Source organism: Pseudoduganella sp. jia 9 (assembly GCF_055502615.1).
This window is the reverse complement of the sequence record NZ_JBUPWE010000015.1, coordinates 24,450-48,417: the sequence shown is the minus strand read 5'-3', so window position 1 is coordinate 48,417 and position 23,968 is coordinate 24,450. Positions and strand designations below refer to the sequence as shown.

Here is a 23,968-nt window from a genome sequence, read left to right as displayed (position 1 = left end):
GGGTTCAGTCCTGGCGGTGGTCGTGCGGCCGATTATAACGATGCGCGCACAATTGCCCAACTGGGCAGCATTCGTTGCAATTAGGATAAACTTTACCTTTTCCCGTCCAGTTCGCGCATATGCCTCAAACCCGCATCGACGACCAAAGTTTCCGCCGCATCCTGTTCCGCAATATCACGCTGCCGCTGGGCGCGGGTATCGTCAGCGCCGCCGTTTTCATCGCCGTATTCGCCTACCTGCTGAATGCGCTGACCCTGGTCGAGCATTCCGAGCGCGTGGTCGGCAATGCCCAGGAAATGCGCAAGCTGGCCGTGGACATGGAAACCGGCATGCGTGGCTACCTGCTCACCGGCGAGGAATCGTTCCTGGCGCCCTACAAGCTGGCCCGGCCGAAATTCGACACTGCCCTGAACACGCTGAACGAACTGGTCGCGGACAACCCTACCCAGATCGACCGGCTGCGCAATATCCGCGCCCAGCAGTTGCAATGGGAGCGCGCGGCGCAGGAAATGATCGACCTGCGCAAAACCGGCGGCGATTACCTGTCGACCGTGCGGGCGCAGCGTGGCAAGGTCGAATTCGACGAATTACGCTCACTGTTCATTGCCTTCATCTCCTCCGAGGAGCGGCTGCGGATGGACCGCAACCGGGACGCCAAGAGCGTTACCTACGTCACCGTGGTCGGCTTCCTCACCGTCAGCCTGGTGCTCAGCGGCTTCCTGGCCTGGTTCGGCCGCAAGGAACTGATGCGGCTGTCCGAGGCGTATAACGTGGCGTTGAAAGAGCAGGGCACGCATGCGGAACGCGTGCAGCGGCAATCGTGGATGCGCGCCGGCCAGAGCCAGATGGCCGAGCAGGGCATCGGCCAGATGTCGGCGCCGGCGCTGTCGACGGCGATGCTGCACTTCCTGGCGCGCTACCTCGATGTGGTGGTTGGCGCGATGTACGTGCGCGAGCCGGATGGCCTGCTGCGCCGCACCGCCGCCTTCGGTTTCTCGGCCGAGGACGAAGAGCGCGGCCGCCTGCTGGCGCCGGACGAAGGCGTGGTCGGCCAGGCTGCACAGATGCGCCGCCTGATCCACCTGGAAAACCTGCCGCCCGATTACCTGAAGCTGTCCTCGGCGCTGGGCAGCGCCACGCCGTCCCAGGTACTGGTGCTGCCGGTGAGCAGCGATGGCCGCGTCAATGGCGTGATCGAGTTGGGTTTCCTGCACCCGGTGGGCGAGAAGGAAACGGAATTCCTGAACCTGGTGGCGGACAATATCGGCACCGCGATCGAATCGACCATGGCGCGCCAGCGGATGCAGGAACTGCTGGTGGAAACGCAGCAGTTGAACGAAGAATTGCAGGTGCAGCAGGAAGAGCTGCGCACCGCCAACGAAGAGCTGGAAGAGCAGTCGCGCGTGCTGGAAGAATCGCAGGCCAGCCTGGAAAACCAGAAGGCGGAGCTGGAGCAGACCAACGAGCAGCTGGCCGAGCAGGCCGTGACGCTCGACCAGAAGAACACCGCGCTGAACGATGCCCAGTCCCAGCTGGAGGAACGGGCGCGCGACCTGGAGCGCGCCAGCCAGTACAAGTCGCAGTTCCTGGCCAATATGTCGCATGAACTGCGCACCCCGCTGAACAGCTCGCTGATCCTGGCCAAGCTGCTGGCCGACAATACCCACGGCAACCTGGACGAGGAGCAGGTGCGCTTCGCGCAAACCATCTACTCGGCCGGCAACGACCTGCTGAACCTGATCAACGACATCCTCGACATCTCGAAGGTCGAGGCGGGCAAGCTGGAACTGAATCCGGAAGAGCTGCGCCTGCAGCAGGTGATGGAAGGCCTGCGCCGCACGTTCGAACCGCTGGCGCAGCAAAAGGGTCTCGGCTTCTCGCTGGTGCTGGCGGCGGGGCTGCCGGAAACCGTGTACACCGATTGCCAGCGCCTCGAGCAGATCCTGAAGAACCTGCTGTCCAACGCACTGAAGTTCACCGACCAGGGAACCGTCATGCTGCGGGTGGAGCCGGGGCCGAACGGCCAGGTGCGCTTCGCGGTCTCGGACACCGGCATCGGCATCCGCGTCGACCAGCACGAAGCGATCTTCGGCGCATTCCAGCAGGCCGATGGCACCACCAGCCGCAAGTATGGCGGAACGGGCCTGGGCCTGTCGATCTCGCGCGACCTGGCCACGCTGCTGGGCGGCTCGATCACGCTGGACAGCACGGTTGGCAAGGGCAGTACTTTTACGCTGACGCTGCCGCTGCAGTGGTCGGCGGCGCCGCATCGCGTGGAATCGTCGCTGGCGCCGGTAGCCGCGCCGGCCGCCCTGCCGGCAACGCCGCCGGCCATGCAGATCGCTTCCGCGCCGGCTGCCGCGCCAGCGCCCGCCCAGGCGCCGGTGCCGCGGGCGTTCGAGGACGACCGCGACCAGGAGGCGCCGCCCGAGCGCAGGCTGCTCGTCATCGAGGACGAGCCGGCGTTTGCCCGCATCCTGTACGACCTGGCGCATGAAATGGATTACCGCTGCCTGGTGGCGTTCGCGGCGGACGAAGGCTTGCAGATGGCCGAGCAATACCAGCCGACGGCGATCCTGCTCGATATCCGCCTGCCGGACCGTTCCGGCCTCTCGGTACTGCAGCTGCTGAAGGACAATCCACGTACGCGCCACATTCCGGTGCACGTGGTATCGGCCTCCGATGCCGGCGAGGCGGCGCTGCATATGGGCGCGGTGGGCTTCGCGCTGAAACCGACCACGCGCGAGGAGCTGCAGGAAGTGTTCGCGCGCCTGGAGCAGAAGTTCACGCAGAAGATCAAGCGCATCCTGCTGGTCGAGGATGACGCACGCCAGCGCGACAGCGTGGTGCAGCTGATCTCGGACGAGGATATCGAGATCGAGGCGGTGGCTTCCGGCGAGGAGGCGCTCGCCCTGCTTGAGACGACGGTCTTCGACTGCATGATCATCGACCTGAAGCTGCCCGACATGCAGGGCAACGAACTGCTGCAGCGCATGTCGCGCGAAGAGATCGCATCGTTCCCGCCGGTGATCGTGTACACCGGCCGCAACCTCACGCGCGCCGAGGAAGCGGACCTGCACAAGTATTCCCGTTCCATCATCATCAAGGGCGCCCGTTCGCCGGAGCGCCTGCTCGACGAAGTGACGCTGTTCCTGCACAAGGTGGAATCCGAGCTGTCCTCCGAGCGGCAGACAATGCTGAAAACGGTGCGCTCGCGCGACCGGGTGTTCGAAGGCCGCCGCATCCTGCTGGTCGACGACGACGTGCGCAACATCTTCGCGCTGACTTCGGCGCTGGAGCACAAGGGCGCGATCGTGGAGATCGGCCGCAACGGCTTCGAGGCGCTGGAAAAACTCGAGCAGGTGCAGGAGATCGACCTGGTGCTGATGGACGTGATGATGCCGGGCATGGACGGGCTGGAAGCCACGCGCCGCATCCGCGCGGACGGCCGCTGGAACCGCCTGCCGATCATCGCGATCACCGCCAAGGCGATGAAGGACGACCAGGAGCAGTGCCTGGCCGCCGGCGCCAACGACTACCTGGCCAAGCCGATCGACCTGTCGCGCCTGTACTCGCTGCTGCGCGTGTGGATGCCGCCGCTGGACCGCATCTGAGGACGAGCCATGATCGACCGAACGAGAGAGATGCAGCCGATCCGCCCGCAGCAGAGCGATACCGACATCGAGCTGAGAATGCTGGTGGAATCGATCTACCTGAAGTACAGCTACGACTTCCGCGACTACACCGGGGCATCGCAGAAGCGGCGCGTGCTGCATGCGATGCGCGAGATGGGCTGCGCCACGATCTCGCAGCTGCAATCGCGCGTGCTGCACGAGCCGGCGGCGTTTTCCGAGCTGCTGCAGTACCTGACGATCCCCGTCACCGAGATGTTCCGCGACCCCACCTATTACGCGGCGCTGCGCGAGCACGTGATGCCGGTGCTGTCCACCTATCCTTCGCTGAAGATCTGGGTAGCCGGCTGCAGCACGGGCGAGGAAGTGTTTTCGCTGGCGATCCTGCTGAAGGAAGAAGGGCTGCTGGAACGCAGTATCATCTACGCCACCGACATCAATCCGCAGTCGCTGGAAAAGGCCAAGAAAGGGGTTTTCCCGCTGGAGAACATGCGGGCCTACACGGAAAACTACCAGGCCGCCGGCGGCCGGCGCGCGTTTTCGGATTACTACACGGCGGCGTACAATGCCGCGTTGTTCGACCGTTCGCTGGCCGAGAACGTGACCTTCGCGGACCACAGCCTGGCGACCGATGCCGTGTTCGCGGAAACGCAGTTCATCAGTTGCCGCAACGTGATGATCTACTTCAAGAAGAAGCTGCAGGAGCGCGCGCTGGGACTGTTCCACGAATCGCTGTGCCACCGCGGCTTCCTGGGCCTGGGCAGCAAGGAGAGCATCGACTTTTCGCCCTATGGCCCGCTGTTCGAACCGATCGTCAAGCGCGAACGGCTGTTCAGGAAACTGTAATGGATGACGCCACCCTCGCTCAGGCCCTGGCGGGGCGCCGCATCGCAGCGATCGTCATCGGTGCTTCCGCCGGCGGCGTCAACGCGCTGATCGAGATCCTGCCCGGGCTGCCGCGCGAGTTTCCATACCCGGTGGTGACGGTGCTGCACGTGATGCGGGCGCGCCAGAACCAGCTGGTGGACGTGTTCAGCCAGCGCCTCGACCTGCGCGTGGAGGAAGCGGCGGACAAGGGGCAGCCCGCGCCCGGCACGCTGTATTTCGCCCCGGCGGACTACCACCTGTCGCTCGAGGAGGACGGCACGTTTTCGCTGAGCCTGGAACCGCCGGTGCATTTTGCCCGCCCGGCGATCGACATCACGATGGAATCGGCGGCCGACGTGTATGGGCCGGAACTGATCGGAATCCTGCTGACCGGCGCCAACCACGACGGCGCCGCCGGCATGGCCGCCATCGGCGCCGCCGGCGGTCTGACGGTGGTTCAGGACCCCGCGGAGGCTCAGGTGAACGTGATGCCGAATGAAGCGATCCGGCTGCGCACGCCGGACCTGGTGCTGCCGCTGCGCGGTATCCGCAGGCTGCTGCAACTGTCGATGGAGAACTTGCAATGAATAGTGTGCCCAACAAGGAATGCAGCATGGGATTGACAGGCGGCCCCGTTGGAAGCCCCGCCGGCAACGTCACGAAACTGCTGATCGTCGACGATCTGCCGGAAAACCTGCGCGCGCTGAACGCCATCATCCGCGACGACAACCGCGCCGTGTACCAGGCCATGTCCGGCGAGGAAGCGCTGGCGCTGCTGCTCGAACACGATTTCGCGCTGGCGATCCTGGACGTGCAGATGCCGGGCATGGATGGTTTCGAGCTGGCAGAGCTGATGCGCGGCACGGACAAGACGCGCCATATCCCGATCGTGTTCGTCAGCGCGGCCGGCAAGGAACTGAACTACGCGTTCAAGGGCTATGAAACGGGTGCCGTCGATTTCCTCTACAAGCCGCTCGATCCGGACGCGGTGCGCAGCAAGGTCAACGTATTCGTCGACCTGCATTGCCAGCGCATGGAGATCCGCCGCCGCGTCGAGGAACAGCATGCCATGATGAACGAGCTGCGCGGCGCGCAGGAAGAGCTGCGCTACGCGCTGCGCATGCGTGACGAATTCATGTCGATGGTGGCGCACGAACTGAGGACGCCGCTGAACACGCTGTTCCTGGGCACGCAGATGCGCAGGATGCAGCTCGAACGCGGCAACCTCGAAGCGTTCGGCAAGGAAGCGCTGGAAAAGATGGTGGAAGGCGATGGCCGCCAGATCCAGGCGATGATCCGGCTGATCGACGACATGCTGGACGTCTCGCGCATCCGTAGCGGTGTGCTGTCGATCCGCCCCGCCTGGACCGAGCTGCAGGCCATGCTGCACCGGCTGACGGACGACCTGGCGCGCCAGGCGCAGGATGCCGGCACCACGTTCGAGCTCGAAGCACCGGATACCGTGAGCGGCTGGTGGGACGAATTCCGCATCGAGCAGGTGATCGTCAACCTGCTGACGAACGGGCTGCGCTACGGCGGCGGCAAGCCGGTGCGCATCCGGCTCTCGGCCACCGAGACCACGGCCCGCATCGACGTGATCGACCAGGGCGCCGGCATCGACGAAGCGATGCAGGCACGCATCTTCCTGCCCTATGAGCGGGGCGCCGGCAATGGCGTGCCTTCCGGGCTGGGCCTGGGGCTGTACATCTCGCGCCAGCTGGCCGAGGCGCACCGCGGCACGCTGACGGTGGCCAGCCGGCCGGGCGAGGGTTCCGTGTTCACGCTGGTGCTGCCGCGCGAGGAGCAGCCGGCCTGAGGGCTGCCCCGCCACGCGCATGCCGTGCGTGGCCTTTCGTTCTTTCGTTATTCTTTCTTTCGTTATTCGTTCTTTCGTGCTGACGGCTTTTGCCGCCTTTCGTACAATGCCGGGAAGGAGGGCGCACGGTGAAACGCGATTTGCCCATCGACGGTGGCAGGCGGGAATGGCTGGTGCGGCGCAACTGTTCGCTGACGCCACGGCAGACCGTGGCCGTGTGGGCTGCGCTGCTCGCGCTGTCGCTGGCCGTCGGGCTGTTCTTTGCCGTGCAGGGCGCCTGGTATGTGCTGGCCTTCTCGGTGCTGGAAATGGCCGCCGTGACCGCCGCCTTCGTCGTCTACAGCCGGCATGCCACCGATTCCGACCGCATCGTCCACGAGAACGGCATGCTGTTCGTGGAAAAGATGCGCGGCGGCCGAAGCTCCACCATCCGCCTCGACACCTGCTGGCTGCGCATCGTGCCACCGGCGCGGCGGCGCGACCCGATCCAGCTCATCGCACGCGGCATCACCGTCGAGATCGGCACCTGGCTGCCCGAGGAGCCACGGCGCGCGCTGGCCCGGGAACTGCGCAAGGAACTCGCCCAGTAAAATGCGTACCCCAAAACTGGGGACGTACCCCTGTTTGCAGGCAATAACGCAAGAGTGCAGGAGTTTCCTGAAAACCAGGGTACGTCCCCAGTTTTTCCTGTTTGCGTAAAAAAACCTGCCGCCGGCGAACCGGGGGCAGGCAAAAGGCTTGGAGATACTCCAGGTTGAAACGCTGTCTTCGCTCCCTCAGAAGCGGTATCCGATGCCGGCGCCGAGCAGTACCGGGTCGACCTTGACCTTGCTGGCCTTCGCGCCGCCGATCAGCACATCGCTGCGCAGTTGTATCTTCTTCACATCCACGTTCAGCGACCAGTGCCGGTCCAGTTTGAAATCGATGCCGGCCTGCGCGGCCAGGCCGACGCTGTCATGCTCCAGGCTGCCCTGGCCGTCCAGCAGCCTGTTCTTTGAAAATGTCGTCCAGTTGACGCCCAGGCCCACGTAGGGGCTCACCGTTTTACCGGGTGTGAAGTGGTACTGCGCGAGCAGCGTCGGCGGCAGATGCCGGAAGCTGCCGATGCCCTGCCCGTCGAGATAGACCTCGTGCTTTTGCGGGTAGGTGAGCACCAGCTCGGCGGCGATATGCGGGGTGAAGAAATAGGCGATGTCGATTTCCGGAATCGTCCGGCTTTCGACGCCGATGCGGTCGGCCGCGCCGCTGCCGGCAAGCGGCGTGGACTTGTCGGCCGGGTCGATATGCACTGCGCGGGCGCGCACCAGCCAGTTCCCGCCGTTGTCCTGTGGTTGCGCAATGGCCGGGCTTGCGAGCATGGCGGCCGTGATGGCGATGACTGCTAAGACTGCTTTTTTCATGATGATTCCTCTTCTCTGTTCACTGTGTCAGCGGCGCCAGTGTAAAAAAGCTCATCCGTAAAAACATTGATCCAAATCAAAATTGCCGGAACGAATACAGATAGGCAAAAAACACGTAATATATTTGCGCGAAGCACCCAACCTCTTCAGGAGACAAGGCATGAAGCTGAACGTAAACGGACAGGTCCGCGAGTTCCAGGCGGAAGACGATACCCCGCTGCTCTGGGTGCTGCGCGAGCAGCTTGGCCTGACCGGCACCAAGTACGGTTGCGGCATCGCCCAGTGCGGCGCCTGCACCGTGCATATCGACGGCGAGGCGATGCGCAGCTGCGTGCGCCCTGTCTCCACCGTGACGGAGCAGATGAAGATCGTCACCATCGAAGGCCTGTCGCCGGACGGCTCGCACCCGGTGCAGAAAGCCTGGGCCGCGCTGGACGTGCCCCAATGCGGTTTCTGCCAGAGCGGCATGATCATGGCCGCCACCGCGCTGCTGAAGGAAAAACCCAGGCCCACCGACGCCGACATCGACATGGCGATGACCAACATCTGCCGCTGCGGCACCTATAACCGCGTGCGCAAGGCGATCCACGTGGTGGCGCGCGGCGGCGATGCGAAGAGCGCCGGCCTGGCGATCGAACACCGCGAAGGGAGCAAGGCATGAGCACTGTCACCAGCCCGGCCGACGCCCCCGTCGCCAGCCCCGCACGCCGCCGCTTCCTCGGCCAGTCGGCGGGCCTCGTCGTGGCCTTCCACATCCCGTTCGCCGCGCAGGCACAGGCCGCGCAGCCGCCCGAGATCAATGCCTGGGTCGTCGTGAAGCCGGACGACACGATCGTCATCCGCATCGCGCGTTCCGAGATGGGCCAGGGCACGCTGACCGGCCTGGCGCAGCTGGTGGCCGAAGAGCTGGATGCGGACTGGAGCAAGGTGACCACGGAATACCCCACGCCGGGAACCAACCTGGCGCGCAAGCGCGTATGGGGCAGCTTCTCGACCGGCGGCAGCAATGGCGTGCGCGGCTCGCATGAATATGTGCGCAAGGGCGGTGCCGCCGCGCGCGCGATGCTGGTGCAGGCCGCGGCCACGCAGTGGGGCGTGCCGGCCAGCGAATGCAGCGCGGCGAAGAGCGTGATCACGCACGCGCCCAGCGGCCGTACCGTCACGTACGGCAAGGTGGCCGAGGCGGCCGGCAAGCTGGAAGCGCCCAAGGACGTCACCGTCAAGGATCCCAAAGACTGGCAGATCGCCGGCAAGCGCCTGGCCCGGCTCGACACCGTCGACAAGACCACCGGCAAGCAGGTCTACGGCATGGACCTGGCGATGCCCGGCATGCTGAACGCTGCGATCAAGGATTGCCCCGTGTTCGGCGGCAAGGTGAAAAGCTTCAATGCCGACGCGATCAAGGACAAGCCGGGCGTGAAGAAGGTGCTGCAGGTAGGCGACTCCGCCGTGGCCGTGGTGGCCGATACCTGGTGGCGCGCCAAGACCGCGCTCGACGCGCTGCCGATCGAATGGGACAAGGGCCCGAACGCGAACCTGTCCAGCAAGGACGTGGCAGCCACGCTGAAGGCCGGGCTGGATGCGCCGGAGGCGGCTGTCGGCAACGCGAACGGCGATGTGAAGGCCGCACTGGCCGGCGCGGCGCGGCGTATCGAGGCCGTGTATTCGTATCCGCACCAGAACCACGCGACGATGGAGACGATGAACGCCACCGCGCGCTGGACGCCGGAACGCTGCGAGGTATGGACGCCAACCCAGAACGGCGAAGCGGCACTGGCCGCCGCATCGGAAGCGGCCGGCCTGCCGCAGGAGCGCTGCGACGTCCATAAAATCCACCTGGGCGGCGGCTTCGGCCGGCGCGGCGCGGTACACGACTGGGTGCGCCAGACGGTGCAGATCGCCAAGGAAATGCCGGGCACGCCGATCAAGCTGATCTGGACCCGCGAGGAGGACATGCTGCACGGCCGCTACCACCCGGTCACGCAGTGCAAGCTGACGGCCGGGCTGGACAAGGCCGGCAACGTGACAGCGCTGCACATGCGCATCTCGGGCCAGTCGATCGTGGCGGCGCTATTCCCCGGCAATATCAAGAACGGCAAGGATGGCGCCGTGTTCCAGGGGCTGAATGCGCCCGGCACGGATGCGTCGATCGGCTACACGGTGCCGAACCTGCTGGTCGACCACGCGATGCGCAATCCGCCGGTGCCGCCGGGCTTCTGGCGCGGCGTGAACCTGAACCAGAACGCCATCTACCTGGAATGCTTCATCGACGAGATCGCCCATGCGACGAAGCAGGATCCGCTGGCGCTGCGCCGCAAGCTGATGAAGGACAGCCCGAAGCACCTGGCCGTGCTGAATGCGGTGGCCGAACGGATCGGCTGGAGCAAGAAGCCCAGGAAGGGTGTCTATCGCGGCCTGGCGCAGACGATGGGCTTCGGCAGCTACGTGGCCGCGTGCGCCGAAGTCTCGGTGGACAAGGAAGGCAAGCTGAAGATCCACCGCATCGTGGCAGCCACCGATCCGGGCCATGCCGTGAATCCGCAGCAGATCGAGGCGCAGGTGGAAGGCTCGTTCGTCTATGGCCTGTCTGCCGCGCTGTACGGCGAGTGCACCGTCAAGGACGGCCAGATGGAGCAGACCAACTTCGATAGTTATCCGGTGATGAAGATGGACGAGATGCCGGCGGTGGAGACGATCATCGTTCCGTCCGGCGGTTTCTGGGGCGGCGTCGGCGAGCCGACGATCGCCGTGGCCGCACCGGCCGTGCTGAACGCGATCTTCGCGGCCACCGGCAAGCGCATCCGCGACCTGCCGCTGAAGAACCACAGTCTCAAGAAGGCGTAGCGGGCGATGGCCCGCGGCCAGGGGGGAGCATGACATCTATGGCCAAGGTGGCCGAGGGGACTGACCCCGCTATTGTTGCCGCTTCCCCGTGGCTACTAACGGTGGCCAGGGGTCTGTCCCCGGTGGTGTTGGCGCTGGCATCCCATGCCCATGCGTTCGACGGCATCCCCAACCCGCTGCCCGGCGCCACGACCGGCGACCCGCAGCGCGGCCGCGCCATCGTGGCCGACCGCCATGTCGGCCTGTGCCTGCTGTGCCACTCGGCGCCGATTGCCGAGGAACGCTTCCAGGGCGACCTGGCGCCCAGCCTGGCCGGCGCCGGCGCGCGCTGGACAGTCCCGCAACTGCGCCTGCGCATCTCGGACTCCTCGCGCCTGAATCCGCAAACGATCATGCCGTCCTACTTTCGCACCGAAGGGCTGGCGCGCGTGGCACCCGCCCATGCGGGCAAGACGATCCTGAGCGCCCAGCAAATCGAGGATGTCGTAGCCTACCTGTCCACGCTGAAGGATGCTGCGCCATGAATTCGACAAATGAGCCGCGGAACAAGCTTCCGAGCCGCCACCGCCGCCAGCTGCTTGCCGCCGGCACGCTGCTGGCACTGGTGCGCCCGGCTGCCGCTACGCCGCAGCAGATGGCGTCCGCGATCTCGGCCTACACCGGCAACAAATTGCCGCAGGCCGGCCGCGTGACCTTCGAGATCGCCCAGCTGATCGACAACGGCAACGCGGTACCGGTGACGATCCGCGTCGACAGCCCTGTGACGCCGCAGGATCACGTGATTGGCATCGCCATCTTCAACGAGAAAAACCCGGAAACCGATGTGGTGAAATTCACGCTCGGTCCGCGCGCCGGCAAGGCGGAGGTGTCGACCCGCATCCGCCTGGCCACATCGCAAAAGCTGGTGGCCGTGGCGAAGATGAGCGATGGCAGCTGCTGGCAGCAAACGGTGGACGTGATCGTCACGCTGGCCGCCTGCATCGAAGGCGAGGTGATGTAGTGGCGCGCGCCTTGATCCATATGCCGAAGACGGCGAAGGCGGGCGAGGTGATCGAGATCCGCGCGCTGATCGCGCATCCGATGGAGTCGGGCTATCGCCCGGGCGCCGACGGCAAGACGGTAGCGCAGGACATCATCCGCCAGTTCACCTGCCGGTACGACGGCGAGCAGGTATTTGCCGCCGAGCTGCATCCGGCGATTTCCGCCAATCCGTACATCGCGTTCTTCACGGTGGCGACAACGACCGGCACGCTGGAATTCACCTGGTCCGGCGACAACGGTTTTTCCCAGGTGGAGCGCATGGCGCTCGCCGTCGCGCCATGAAAGCGCTGCTTGGCGCCATGGCATTCGTGACCTTGGCCGCGGCTGGACAGGATGCACGCAAGTCCGGTTCGGAGTTCATGGGCGAGTCCACCCGCGCGATGCAGCGCGACGATACGCAGAATCCTGCCATGCTATGGGTAGCGAACGGGGAGGCTGCCTGGCAAACGGGCGCGAAAAACAGCTGCGCCTCCTGCCATGGCGATGCGAAGACGAGCATGCGCGGCGTGGCGGCGCGCTTCCCCGCGTTCGACAAGGGTGCCGGCCGGGTGATCACGCTGGGCCAGCGCATCGAACAGTGCCGCGTCGGCAAGCAGGGCAAGCCGGCATCGGCACCTGATGCGGACGAACTGCTGGCGCTGCAATCGTATATCGCGCTGCAATCGCGCGGCATGCCCGTTGCGCCGCCACGCGATGCCGGTACCCGCGCGGCGGCCGAACGGGGCAGGCAACTGTTCGGCCAGCGCATCGGCCAGCTGAACATGTCCTGCGCCCAGTGCCACGACGCCAACTGGGGCCGCAAGCTGGCCGGCGCCACGATCCCGCAGGGCCACGCCAACGCCTACCCGATCTACCGGCTGGAATGGCAGGGCATGGGCAGCCTGCAGCGGCGGCTGCGCAACTGCATGACCGGCGTGCGCGCCGCCGTGCCGCGGCCCGATGCGCAAGAGCTGGTCGACCTGGAAGCGTGGCTGGCCTTGCGCGCGGAAGGCATGCCGATGGAATCCCCGGGAGTACGCCCATGAAGATGATGACGCTGATGGTGCCGATGCTGCTATGCGCTCCGGCGCTTGCCGCCGAACCGGTGAGCGCTGGCGAGCGGCTGGCCGCCACGTGCACCGCCTGCCACGGCACGCGCAGCAACACCGCGGGCTCGGCGCTGCCACCACTGGCCGGCCAGCCGAAGGAAACGCTGCTGGCCAGCCTGAAGGCATTCAAGGATGGCAGCCGCCCCGCCACGATCATGACGCAGCTGGCCACGGGGTACACGGACGAACAGCTGGAACAGATCGCCGCCTGGTTCGCCGCGCAGAAGGGAGGCCGGCCATGAAGCGCCGCGACCTGCTGCAGGCGGCCGGCGCGGCCGTGGTGCTGGCCGGCTGCGCGACCGTGGCGCCGCGCGCGAAAGCGCACGTGGTCGTCATCGGTGGCGGCTATGGCGGCGCGGCCGCGGCGCGCTACGTGCGGATGTGGAGCGCTGGCGAAGTGGACGTGACGCTGGTGGAGCCGAATCCGGCTTTTGTCTCCTGCCCGTTGTCGAACCTGGTGCTGGGCGGCTCGCGCCGCATCGGCGACCTGACCCATGGCTACGATGCACTGGCCAGCCGCCACGGCATCCGCATCGTGCGGGACAGCGCCACCGGCATCGATACCGGCAAGCGCACGGTGGCGCTGGCCGCCGGCAGCCGGTTGACGTACGACCGCCTGATCCTCTCGCCCGGCATCGAATTCCTGTTCGGCGAACTGCCGGGCATGACGGCCGACGGCCCGATCCTGCATGCGTGGAAGGCCGGCGCACAGACCGTCGCGCTGCGCGCGCAACTGGAAGCGGTGCCCGATGGCGGCGTGTATGCGCTGACGGTGCCGCCCGCGCCCTATCGCTGCCCGCCCGGCCCCTACGAGCGGGCCTGCCAGGTGGCGCATTACTTTAGCCGCCATAAACCGCGCGCGAAGGTGCTGCTGCTCGACGCGAACGAAGACGTGGTGTCGAAGGGGGCACTGTTCAAGCGAATCTGGAAGGAACGCTATGGCGGCATCGTCGAATATCGGCCCGGCTTCCGCACGGTGGAAATCGATGCGGCCGGCAGCACTGCCATCTCGGAACTCGGCGAGAAAGTTCGGGCCGATGTGCTGAATGTGATTCCGCCGCACCGCGCCGGCGAGATCGCCTCCGGTGCCGGCCTGGCCAACGTCAACGGGCGCTGGTGCGAAGTCGATTTCCTCACGTTCGAATCGGCGCGGGCGCCAAACGTGCACGTGATCGGCGACGCGATCCAGACTGCGCCGCTGATGCCCAAGTCCGCCCACATGGCGAACCAGCACGCGAAGGTCTGTGCCGCCGCGGTGATCGATCTGCTGGCCGGCCGCGCACCGAATCCGGCACCGATGCTGACCAACACCTGCTACAGCTTCGTGTCGGACCGCGACGTGATCCATGTCGCGTCCGTGCATGCCTACGATACGGCGAAGAAGACGCTGCTGGTAGTGCCGGGGTCCGGCGGGCTGTCGAAAGAGGCCAGTGCGCTGGAAGGAGCATACGCTGAGAACTGGGCGGCCAGTATCTGGGCCGATACTCTGGGCCGATACGCTGGGGTGAACACTTCGCTATAATCGCCGGCCCGCCTGTTACCGCAGTTTTTTCATGTCCATCGACTGGTTCTCGCCGGCGCAATGCGTCGGCTACGTTGCGTTCGTGCTCGGCGTCGGCTCCTTCCTGCAGACCGACGACCGCCGCTTCAAATTGTTCATGGCCGGCGAATGCCTGGCCTACGTGGTGCACTTCGCGCTGCTCGGCAACCCGACTGCGGTGGCCAGTTCCACCATGTCCCTGCTGCGCTCCTTGCTGGCGCTGCGTACCCGCTCCGTGTGGGTCGCGCTGGCGGTGGTGGCGATCAATATCTGCCTCGGGCTGTACTTCGCCAAACAGCCCAGCGACTGGCTGCCGCTCGGTGCATCGTGCCTGGGTACGCTGGCGCTGTTCCTGTTGCAGGGAATTCCGATGCGGCTGGTGATGCTGGTAGGGACCTGCTTCTGGATTGCCAATAACGTCATTTCCGGCTCGGTCGGCGGAACGGCGCTGGAGGTGGTAGTGGCCATCGTCAATCTGGTGACCATTGCGCGGATGGTGCGGCGAAGGAATGCAGCGGTCGCCTGATGTCCATCTGATAGCCACTTGATGTTGCTCGGCGTCAACGGGCGCCAGATTTTGCTGTGTAAATATTGCCTCTCGTCATTAACGGGAGGCAAGGATGGGCAAGCTCCTTCAACTGAAATTCGACCTGGCCGACGCACCGGTATCCACGCTGGATCCGGTGGTCAGGTTGCCGCAACATTCTTCCCCCTCTCTGCCTTTCTGCTCCGTGGTACAGGTGGAAAACGCAGCCAGCGGCGCGCCCTCCACCATCCCGCGTGGCACGGCGCTGACGACGAAGGCACAACCGGCCTGCCGCTTCCGTACCGTATACGAGGTGGCGCTCGCACCGCTCGCGATCGCGTCCGCGCGCTTCGTTCCACACCTCAAGGTGCCGCCCGTGCTGGGCGTACCCGACGAAACGGCTTGCGCGATCGTCATCGCCATCGAAAGCACCGACCCTGCCATTGCTCTCGATGCAGCCGTTGCCGGCCCGGTGCGGCTGTTCATCGACGCCGATCCCGCCACGCGCGCAGCCCTGCACGATGCACTGTTCATGCGCGCGCTGTACACCTGCGTGAATGTTGGCCGCGAGTGGTTCGAGCTGGCCGCGCTGCCGTTCGCGCCGGTGGGCTATGCCGAAGATGAAACACTGCTTCCCGCGCCGGTGGGCGACCCGCAAACAGTTGAACCGCAGGGTCTCACCGAGTACTTTGCATTCCCCGAAAAATTCGATTTCTTCGATATCGACCTTGCGCCTGCACTGGCCCGCTGCCCGGCCGGCACGCGCCGGCTGGCGCTGCATGTGGCGTTGCCCGAGCTGCCCAACGCCAGTGCGCTGCGTCCGCTGGCGCCTTCGATGCTGAGACCAGGCTGTACGCCGGTCATCAACCTGTTTTCCTCCGCAGCGAAACCGATGCCGGTTGCAGCGGAGCGCGAGCTGAGCAGCACAGATGGCGATACTCCCGCAAGCCTGCCGATCGGGCACCCCGATGGCGACCTGGCCATGGATGGCGCGGCGGCCGGTTATCCGGTGCGCTTCCTGCGGCGGCCGTCCATGTTACGGCCGGCTGCCTGCCTTGATGACCATTCCCGCTTTTCGAATGAACGTGGCCTGCCTGCGCTGCTGGAACTGCTGCGGCGCCATGCCCCCGCCGACAACCCGTCGGTGCAGCGGCAGCTGGCCGGCATCGTCGGACTCGATCAGCGCGCTGTGGAGGATTGGGTGTGCTTCCCGCAAGGCGCCGCCTGGATGCAGGGCACCGAGATCAGGCTGACGATCAATGAGGCGGCGTTCGGCCGGTCCAGCATATTCGTGTTTGCGCAGGTGATGACGGAGTTGTTCGCCAGCCATGCGCAGGAGGAAGGTTTTGCGCGGCTGGTGGTGCTGACGCTCGATGGCGAAGAGCGGGTGCGGTGTTACGCGCGGACGGGTTGCGCGCTGCCCTTCTAAACGTCCGCGGCAGGAGCCTTGCGTGACTCTGCAACCTGCATTCTTTTTTGTGAGACCGATCCATGGACAAACTTCTTCCGTACTTCGAGCGCGAGATGGGAATCTTGCGCCGCAACTTCAAGGAAATGATCTCGCGCAATCTCTCGCTGGCTTCAAGGCTTGGGGTATCGGCCGGGCAGGATGCCGATCCCGTGACCGAGCGCGTAATGCAGGGCACTGCCTTGCTGTGCGCGAAGAATGCGTGGAATCTCGACTATTACCACACGCGCCTGACCAACGACCTGCTGGCCATCCTCAGCCCGTTCTACCTGAACCCTGTGCCTTCCTGTTCGGTGGCGCACTTTGACGCGGGCATGCAGCGCGTGAGCGCCACGATCCCGCGCGGCACCGAGTTCCATTTCAAGTCAGAGCCGGCATGCCGGTTCCGCACCGCCTATGACGTGACCATTCCGGCGCTTGCGCTGACTGCCAGCTATACGGCCCGTGTGGATGCGCCACTATCCCTTGGCTTGCCATCGGGCGCGGGCGGTGCGATCAGGATCGTCATCGAAAGCACGGATCCAGCCATTGCACTCGACAAGGCAACCGCCGAGCCGGTACGGGTCTTCATCGACACCGATGCCGCCACGCGCACGGCCCTGTATGACGGCCTGTTCGCCCGTACGCTGTGCACCTGCGTCGAGTCGGAACAACAATGGTGGAAGCTCAGTAAATCGCCATTGGCACCGGTGGGCCTTTCGCGCAGCGAAGCGCTGTTGCCGACGCCGAGGCGACAGGAGGACAGCCTGCGCCTGCTGGCCGAGTATTTTGCATTCCCGGAGAAATTCGACTTCTTCGATATCGACCTGAAGTCCGCACTCGCCGGATCCCCGAATGGCGCGCAGCGTGTGGTGCTGTACCTGATCGTGCCGGACCTGCATCAGACGTCCACGCCGCAGTTGCTCCGCGCCTTGCCGGCAACGGCGTTGCGGCTCGGCTGCACGCCTGTCGTGAACATGTTTTCCAGTGCATCGGAAGCAATCCGGATAAAGGAGGAACAGGACGTCTATCCGCTCATCGTGCGGCGTTCGAACGATGCGGAGATCACGATCTACAACATCGATTCGATGAAGCTCTTATGCGCGGTGGACGGCAGCAATGCGGCAGTCGACCTGGAATGGGCTGGTGAGCAATGCGTGGCGCCAACGAAACGCTGGACTTTCAAGCGGGCGAACCCCACGCTCGGTACCGAAGACACGGTGTCGTTTCTCGACCACCGGCGCAAGCCGCTCCAGCTGGCTGAAGGAACGGCGACAGCGCAGCTTACCTGCACCAATGGCACGCTGCCTGCGACGCTGCCGGTGGGCCGCGCCAGCGGCGACCTGGTCGGCAATGAATCGGCTGCGACTTGCACCATCCGCGTGCTGTGCACGCCAACCACACCGCTCGTCCTGGCCGACAAGCCGGACGATCACTTCGAAGTGCTCGGCGCCGGTAATGCCGGCGGCCGAGCCATGGCCCAGTTCGACCTGGCAAGCCTGCTCGGGCTGCTGCGCCTGCACGCGAGGCCCGATTGCGCGGTAACGGAACGTCAACTGGCCGGCATCGTCGCGGTGGATCGCCGCGAAATCAAGGGGGCGTTGCCCCACGACTATGGTTCGTCGCTGGCCTATGGCTACCAGATACGGCTGACAGTCGATGAAGCAGCGTTCACCCATCGCAGCATTTACGCGTTTGCCCAGGTGATGGATTACGTCCTCGGTTACTACATCGCCTGGAGAAATTTCACCCTGCTCATCGTGCAAACGGCCGACGGCCGCGAGCTGGTGCGATGCGCCCAGCGCCAGGGTTCCCAGTCGCCGGCTTAGGAGGCCTTGATGGAACTTCTCAATGCATTCGTCAATTTCCTGGTCTCGCATCGCGACCTGGTCACCAGCGACCGCCCGGTGCGGCTGCGTCTCGATCATCCGAAGGTGATGATGGAGGACGTGCTGCTGCCACAGCGCGTGGAAGGCCATGAATCGCTGTGCGGCGGCTTCGAATACCGCGTGCTGTGCGTGGCGCTGGACGCCCGCCTGCCACTCAAGGAATTCATCGCGCTGCCGGCCGCGATCGACATCGTCACCGATCGCGGCAAATTGCGCACCGTGTGCGGCGTGGTCACCGAAGCGCGCGCTGGCGACAGCGACGGCGGCCTGGCCAGCTACCAGCTCGTAATCCGCGACATGCTTGCGGTAATGGAAAAACGCACCAACACGCGCGTATTCCGCAACCTGAATGAAGTGGAGATCCTGTATCGGCTGCGAGATGAATGGCATCACAGTAATCCTGTCGTGGGGCCTTGCTTCGATGTCATCACGGACAACATCTTCGACGACATGCAGTACCCGAAGCGCGAATTCACCATGCAGCACAACGAGTCGGATGCCGCGTTCATCCGGCGGATCCTGCGCCGGCGCGGCATCTCCTGGATCTTCGAACCGGACGTGGAAAAGCACTATCCGTCCCACCGCATGCGCCTGTTGAACCGTTTCGAAAGCGTGCGTGCAAATGCCGCCGGTACCGTGCGCTATCACCGCGACGCATCGACGGAGGAGCGCGACAGCATCACTGCCTGGACCGCCGTGCGCACGCTGCAGCCGACGACTGCAACACGGCACAGCTGGAACTACAAGACGCCGTTGTCGCTGGATGGCATGCGGGTGGAAATGCTGGGCCAGTTGACGCAGGGGCCTATCGAACGAACCCTCGCCGCCACGCTGGACGACTACCAGGTGTGGGCGCCGCATGCGGGCGACGACCGCAAGGACTTGACGGCGCTCGGCGAACTGGCCATGGACCGGCATGACTTCGAGACCAAGTGCTTCATGGGCGAAGGCGCCGTGCGCGATTTCCGCGCCGGAGAACATTTCGCGCTGACTGGCCACCCCGAGATCGACCGCCACGAGGCAATCGACCGCGAATTCGTCATCACCGAGCTGCAACTGGCCATGCAGAACAACCTGCCGCGCGACCTCGCCGACCGTGTGGCCAGGCTGTTCACGCGCAGCGGCTGGGCCAACGACGACCTGGGCAAACACCCGGTCAAGATGCGCTTTACCGCCGTGCGCCGTGGCGTTCCCATCGTGCCTGCCTATGACCCGCGCACCGATCTGCCGCCGGTACACATGCAGAGCGCGCTGGTGGTGGGACCTGCCAAGGAAGAGGTGCACTGCGATGCCATGGGCCGCGTGAGAATCCGCTTCCCCGCCACGCGGGAGCGGGACCATGCGCATGCATCCGGTACTGGCGCGACCCACACTGATCGCGATTCCGCCTGGGTGCGCGTGGCGAGCAGTTGGGCAGGCAATGGGCCGGGATACGACCAGTGCGGTGCGGTGATGCTGCCGCGGGTCGGCAGCGAAGTACTCGTAGCGTTCCTGGGGGGCGATCCTGACAAGCCCGTGATCGTGGGGCAGATGTACAACCAGGTGGCCACGCCGCCTGAACTGAGCAGTGGCGGCGGCCTGCCGGGGAACCGGCATTTATCGGGGATACGCAGCCGAGAGGTGCTGGGCGGGCGGCAGGGGAATCAGTTGCGGTTCGACGATACCAAGGGGCAGATCAGTGCGCAGTTGAGTAGTGACCATGGGGAATCGCAGTTGAATCTGGGGTTTTTGACGCAGCCGAAGAAGAATGGGTATGCAGAAAAGCGCGGGGAAGGGGCGGAGCTTTTTAGTGAGCTTGCTGTGGCTGTCAGAGGCGTCGAAGGTGTTCTCATCACGGCAGAGAATGGCGGTGGATCGGAAGGCAAGCAACTGGAACGTGCAGGCATGGTCAAAGTCGCGGCCGGGTTAGGGAAATTGGCTGGGCAATTGTCGAAACTTGCCGAAAGGTTTGCCAAGGATGAGCCAATCAACGCCGAGCTGAGTGCCCTCGTTGAGAAAGTGGACAAACTCGACGAAGTCAAAGGCCGGGTTATCGCCATTAACGGACCGGATGGCGTTATCGCGACAAGTGGCCAGTCGCTGGCGATTGGTGCCGCTCTGGACACCGACCTCGTCTGCAGCGAGCAAATGAGACTTTCAGCGGGAGGCAGCACATGGATACGCGCAGCCCTTGGCGTCAGCGTTTTTACGAACCAGGGGGGCGCCAAGCTTATCGCTGCAGGCGGAAAGGTTCAGGTCCAGGCGCAGAACGATGAGCTGGAAGTGCTTGCGAAAAAAGTCATCGAGATCATCAGCGCTACCGACTGGATAAACCTGAAGGCAAAAAAGGGCGTTCGCATTAACGGCGGCGGTAGCGAACTTGTGCTGAGCGCGGAAGGGATAAAAGGCTACACCAGCGGCGACAGCGAAATGTATGCGGCCGATCATCAGACGATGAAAGGCCAGGATAGAAAAGCGACCTTTCCCGGTTCGGATGCCTGTGCAATGCAGGCCAAGGGCGCCGCTGGAACCGGGGCTGCAACTGTTCCTGTGAAAGGAGAATGACGATGCTGATCGCACCGACCCAATTGCCTTTGCCTGTGCCAAATGACGGTTATCTATTGATCGAGCCATCGAATCTGTCCGCTGAGCTGAAGGAGTTATTACCGGTCACGCACCCCTGCGTACCGCCCTTCTTGTGGGCAGCGGAGGAATCGATGCCTCGTCTATTGAGACTAGACAATTTAACGCACTCAGAACAGGAGGTCGTATCTCAACTGCTAGAACAGGAAAAGTCGGAGCAATACCCGCCAGTGGTATGCGCATGGCTGCAAACCGATAGCGGTACGGAAGAGCTGGCAAATTGCGTGGCCAGATTTATCAATGGCACCGGGGAAGATTCACGTGAGGTGATATGGCGATATTACGATCCTCGTGTGTTCATTCTTACGGCTTACCTTTTTTCAGAACAAAAGGGAAATGCACTTCTTGGCAATGTTCAACGCTGGAACTTTCCTTGGCGTCGGCAATGGTGGTGCGTTCAGCGTACGTTGCCCTTCGTGCCATCAACCGCTGATTTGGCTCTTGGGTGGCCCGAAAGTTCTCACTGGGATTTGTTGAGCAAAAGCAGGCAATTTTTTCGACTTCATGCTCGGCTTCATATGTATTGCCCGTTGTCCGAGCAGTGCCTGGACGAGCTTAATGACTCAATTGCTGCATTTCTGGAAACGGCGAGCTACCTCCATCGTGAAGATGATGAACAGCGATCGGAGTTTGCCTATATTTCTACGCGTTACGGAACTATCTTTCGTGAGTGCCACGAACTGATACCGAGTTGGGAAAAGTTACGAAAGCGCGAAATTACCTTGCAGCAAATGATGTCAAGTATTACTTCCGCCGATATCAATATCATGGAAAGAAGAATTAACGAAATAAGGAGATATAAATGACGAATGCTGCCTGTAGCTATTGCGGAAGAAAAGGGATCCTTATATATCCAGTAAGATATGCTGTTGCTTGTCCAAACGGTAAAGATGATGTGCCTGGTTTGTCTGGAAACTTCAAGATCGTTGGGGCACCAGCTGATATATCGCCAGCAAAATATACACTTAGAGCGCTAAGAACTGGCTATCTCTACACTTATGAAGAGAAGCGAAAGCGGCTTAAAGCCTACATTATTCTTCCTAACTCCGCGCTTTGGGAGTTTCCTGTCGAGTACGTTCCAACCGTAAATCCAAATTCAATGGATTCTTGCTGTCTGGACCGTGTTAGCGTGGCATTGTCCTACTGTATAGACATCGAGCCTCTACCTTGCGAAATGATGGGAAATATCTGGATTGGGTGGTCTAACGTTTTGTGGACAAAATCCACTATTTCGAAAGTGCCAGATTTGAATTGGCGGAAGAGACATATGCAGTGCATTGACGGTCAAGCTATGATGCGTGGCACTGCTGTTCATGCTGCTAAATTCAAAGAGTATGTGTCAAATGTGCCCTATTTTTCTAGTAGCCAGGCGGATATGAGAAATGCATTTGACTTCAGTAATTCACCATTGAAGCGAGAATTGCGTTTGCAGGATGCAGCAAAGAGTGTAGCAAGTGTTTTGCATGAGAAATGCCCATACGGCGGATTCATCGTTGCTGTAAATGATCCGGTAGGAATTTGCACCGATCTGAGTGATTTAACGCTTCCAACTGATGATGCTGGATTTGACGAAAAATGTTACTGGGGTCAAGTAAGTAGCACTTTGCTTGATTATGTTGAGAATGCCGTTAATTCCAATGAGCGAGAAAAGGAAGCTAAGCGGATAAGTCTTGAAAAAAGTGCTGAAAGAAATCCAACTTTAAGTACATATTTACGCTGGGCTAAGTATCCCAAAAAAGACTCGCATCATAATATTAAAGGCGATAACGTGCGGAGGCCTGGTGCGGATTGGAGGAAATTTGCGTCTCCAGAGGGAAAGTCTTTAATTGATATTGATAAAAGAAAAAAATTTCTTTCAGCTGATTATGAGGCCGCGCTTCAAGCTTTCCAACCGATTGCTACTTGTCTCGATACACATCATACGGCATGGCTACGTAGTGACCAGTTGAGTAATTGGATGCAGGGTGTTCATGATTCTGCTGATATACGCAGCGGCGAGTGTTACCGCGAGTCACTAGCACAGTGTATAAGTAAATCTGCTGGAAATCAGAAATGCGCAGAGCTACTTAAAAGATGGCTTGCGGAAGGGGAGCCCTCTAATGAAAAGAATCTATATCTACGCGCGCTCTTGTTCAATCAAAAAGAAATAATAGACGCAGTCGAGCCACATCTAAAAAGTAGTGATGTGCCCATGGAGTCAATTTTCAATATATATAAGAGGGCGGTAGAGTTAGTGTCGAATAGGCGGGAGTTGAATTCATTTGACCGACTGGCTTTGTCAACGGTAAATGTGATAATTGCAGGGCTTGCTAGAGGATCATCTATTATTGCGCGTAATGCTGTTTTGGTTGGGCTATCTCTTACAGGAGGAGTCATAATTAAGCCGAGTTCTGCAAACGCAAATGAAATTAGGAAATGGATAACCAATGAGTGCCAGAAGGCTGGTGTTCAATTCAGTGAAAACCACTTAAAAACGACGGTTGCCGCGGCCAAGACTGCGAGACTAGCACTTGAAGAGTATAAGAATAGCTCGGCGAGCGTGGCTCTAGAGCTTGATATAGACCAATTACACCGGCAAGGATTGATTACGCCGGATGTAGTTCGCGTGGTAAAAATTCCTGGTGTTGAGCAAGCAAAACGATGGATCTCGTCTAATTCGCCAATGGAATTCAAGCTTGGAGTAGTTGCAATAGTATTGCAAATGGTGGCATTAAGCTTTGCCATGCGAGACTTGGCGGAAAATGATGAGACTAATCGTTTTGAAACGCGATGGAAAGCTGCATTCGGCACTGTAACTCTTCTTTCATCTATTTCTGAGACTGCAATGGCTACTCTTGCTGTAAGATCAACGCATCCGCTATCTGCCTTTATAAATTCTCATTGGGGAATCACTCGCGAAACCGCATTGAAATACGTGTTTGGAGCTAGGGTTGTCGGCTTTATAGCGGGCGTCGCAGTAGCGTGTTTAGATATTTGGAAAGCGTTTCTGGCCTTTGAAGAGGAAAATTACGTTAAGAGCCTTTTCTACGGAGTTGTTGGTGTAACTACAATCGGGTTATCAGTTTCAGTACTCGTAGGTGCTATAGGATTTTGGTGGGTCTTGGTCGCCGCTGTAATTTTCGCCCTAGTTTCGCCGCTACTGAACGAAGTCGCTCTTCAGCAGTGGGTTGGCAGATCGTTTTTCGGTACAGGCAACGAAAAATTTCCGAATCTGGAATCTGAACTGAAGGCCTATAAAAGCGCGGTTGGAGGCTAA

General features: G+C 62.1%; 20 protein-coding genes. 19 read left to right on the top strand and 1 reads right to left on the bottom strand.

Features of this window, described 5'->3' with window-relative positions; translation table 11 throughout:
- Nucleotides 1–119: 119 nt before the first annotated feature.
- From ACY34H_RS20590 to ACY34H_RS20570, 5 genes are all read left to right on the top strand, one after another.
- Nucleotides 120–3,614: a response regulator gene (locus ACY34H_RS20590; protein WP_464979327.1), complete on the top strand. Its 3,495-nt coding sequence runs from the start codon at nucleotides 120–122 to the stop codon at nucleotides 3,612–3,614.
- 9 nt (nucleotides 3,615–3,623) lie between these two features.
- Nucleotides 3,624–4,478, top strand: a complete 855-nt coding sequence (locus ACY34H_RS20585) for a CheR family methyltransferase (protein ID WP_464979326.1) — start codon at nucleotides 3,624–3,626, stop codon at nucleotides 4,476–4,478.
- Complete coding sequence (locus ACY34H_RS20580; protein WP_464979325.1) at nucleotides 4,478–5,086, top strand: chemotaxis protein CheB; 609 nt, start codon at nucleotides 4,478–4,480, stop codon at nucleotides 5,084–5,086. The genes ACY34H_RS20585 and ACY34H_RS20580 overlap by 1 nt, the downstream gene beginning before the upstream one ends.
- A gap of 26 nt (nucleotides 5,087–5,112) precedes the next feature.
- On the top strand, nucleotides 5,113–6,315 hold the full coding sequence (locus tag ACY34H_RS20575; protein WP_464979482.1) for a hybrid sensor histidine kinase/response regulator: 1,203 nt from the start codon (nucleotides 5,113–5,115) through the stop codon (nucleotides 6,313–6,315).
- Nucleotides 6,316–6,443: 128 nt separating this feature from the next.
- Entirely contained in the window at nucleotides 6,444–6,905 is a 462-nt protein-coding gene (locus tag ACY34H_RS20570; RefSeq protein WP_464979324.1) for a DUF2244 domain-containing protein, read from the top strand.
- 186 nt (nucleotides 6,906–7,091) lie between these two features.
- Here ACY34H_RS20570 and ACY34H_RS20565 read toward each other — a convergent pair whose 3' ends face one another.
- Nucleotides 7,092–7,715, bottom strand: coding sequence for an OmpW/AlkL family protein (locus tag ACY34H_RS20565; protein WP_464979323.1), 624 nt, complete (start codon nucleotides 7,713–7,715; stop codon nucleotides 7,092–7,094).
- Nucleotides 7,716–7,875: 160 nt separating this feature from the next.
- On the opposite strand from ACY34H_RS20565, the gene ACY34H_RS20560 reads away from it, so the two are divergent.
- The 14 genes from ACY34H_RS20560 to ACY34H_RS20495 all read left to right on the top strand — a co-directional run bounded on the left by ACY34H_RS20560 (nucleotide 7,876) and on the right by ACY34H_RS20495 (nucleotide 23,968).
- The gene (locus ACY34H_RS20560; protein WP_464979322.1) at nucleotides 7,876–8,376 is read left to right on the top strand and encodes a (2Fe-2S)-binding protein; all 501 of its coding nucleotides are present in this window, start codon (nucleotides 7,876–7,878) and stop codon (nucleotides 8,374–8,376) included.
- Nucleotides 8,373–10,559 (top strand): xanthine dehydrogenase family protein molybdopterin-binding subunit, encoded by a 2,187-nt coding sequence (locus ACY34H_RS20555; RefSeq protein ID WP_464979321.1) that lies wholly within the window; start codon nucleotides 8,373–8,375, stop codon nucleotides 10,557–10,559. The genes ACY34H_RS20560 and ACY34H_RS20555 overlap by 4 nt, the downstream gene beginning before the upstream one ends.
- 29 nt (nucleotides 10,560–10,588) lie before the next feature.
- Entirely contained in the window at nucleotides 10,589–11,083 is a 495-nt protein-coding gene (soxX, locus tag ACY34H_RS20550) for a sulfur oxidation c-type cytochrome SoxX (protein ID WP_464979320.1), read from the top strand.
- Nucleotides 11,080–11,559 carry a SoxY-related AACIE arm protein gene (locus ACY34H_RS20545; protein ID WP_464979319.1) on the top strand — a complete coding sequence of 160 codons (480 nt, stop codon included), beginning with the start codon at nucleotides 11,080–11,082 and terminating at the stop codon, nucleotides 11,557–11,559. The genes soxX and ACY34H_RS20545 overlap by 4 nt, the downstream gene beginning before the upstream one ends.
- Nucleotides 11,559–11,882 (top strand): thiosulfate oxidation carrier complex protein SoxZ, encoded by a 324-nt coding sequence (soxZ, locus tag ACY34H_RS20540; protein WP_464979318.1) that lies wholly within the window; start codon nucleotides 11,559–11,561, stop codon nucleotides 11,880–11,882. The genes ACY34H_RS20545 and soxZ overlap by 1 nt, the downstream gene beginning before the upstream one ends.
- A complete protein-coding gene (gene soxA, locus ACY34H_RS20535) occupies nucleotides 11,879–12,625 on the top strand; it encodes a sulfur oxidation c-type cytochrome SoxA (RefSeq protein ID WP_464979317.1) in 747 nt (248 codons plus the stop codon). Before soxZ ends, soxA begins: the two co-directional genes overlap by 4 nt.
- The gene (locus tag ACY34H_RS20530; RefSeq protein WP_464979316.1) at nucleotides 12,622–12,930 is read left to right on the top strand and encodes a c-type cytochrome; all 309 of its coding nucleotides are present in this window, start codon (nucleotides 12,622–12,624) and stop codon (nucleotides 12,928–12,930) included. Before soxA ends, ACY34H_RS20530 begins: the two co-directional genes overlap by 4 nt.
- On the top strand, nucleotides 12,927–14,210 hold the full coding sequence (locus tag ACY34H_RS20525) for an FCSD flavin-binding domain-containing protein (RefSeq protein WP_464979315.1): 1,284 nt from the start codon (nucleotides 12,927–12,929) through the stop codon (nucleotides 14,208–14,210). The genes ACY34H_RS20530 and ACY34H_RS20525 overlap by 4 nt, the downstream gene beginning before the upstream one ends.
- A gap of 31 nt (nucleotides 14,211–14,241) precedes the next feature.
- Nucleotides 14,242–14,754, top strand: coding sequence for a YgjV family protein (locus ACY34H_RS20520; protein WP_464979314.1), 513 nt, complete (start codon nucleotides 14,242–14,244; stop codon nucleotides 14,752–14,754).
- Between the two features lie 94 nt (nucleotides 14,755–14,848).
- Nucleotides 14,849–16,183 (top strand): type VI secretion system baseplate subunit TssF, encoded by a 1,335-nt coding sequence (locus tag ACY34H_RS20515; protein WP_464979313.1) that lies wholly within the window; start codon nucleotides 14,849–14,851, stop codon nucleotides 16,181–16,183.
- Between the two features lie 62 nt (nucleotides 16,184–16,245).
- On the top strand, nucleotides 16,246–18,030 hold the full coding sequence (gene tssF, locus ACY34H_RS20510) for a type VI secretion system baseplate subunit TssF (protein ID WP_464979312.1): 1,785 nt from the start codon (nucleotides 16,246–16,248) through the stop codon (nucleotides 18,028–18,030).
- Between the two features lie 9 nt (nucleotides 18,031–18,039).
- Nucleotides 18,040–20,634, top strand: coding sequence for a type VI secretion system Vgr family protein (locus ACY34H_RS20505; protein ID WP_464979311.1), 2,595 nt, complete (start codon nucleotides 18,040–18,042; stop codon nucleotides 20,632–20,634).
- A 2-nt stretch (nucleotides 20,635–20,636) separates the two neighbouring features.
- Nucleotides 20,637–21,518: a DUF4123 domain-containing protein gene (locus tag ACY34H_RS20500; protein ID WP_464979310.1), complete on the top strand. Its 882-nt coding sequence runs from the start codon at nucleotides 20,637–20,639 to the stop codon at nucleotides 21,516–21,518.
- Complete coding sequence (locus ACY34H_RS20495) at nucleotides 21,515–23,968, top strand: T6SS effector BTH_I2691 family protein (protein ID WP_464979309.1); 2,454 nt, start codon at nucleotides 21,515–21,517, stop codon at nucleotides 23,966–23,968. Before ACY34H_RS20500 ends, ACY34H_RS20495 begins: the two co-directional genes overlap by 4 nt.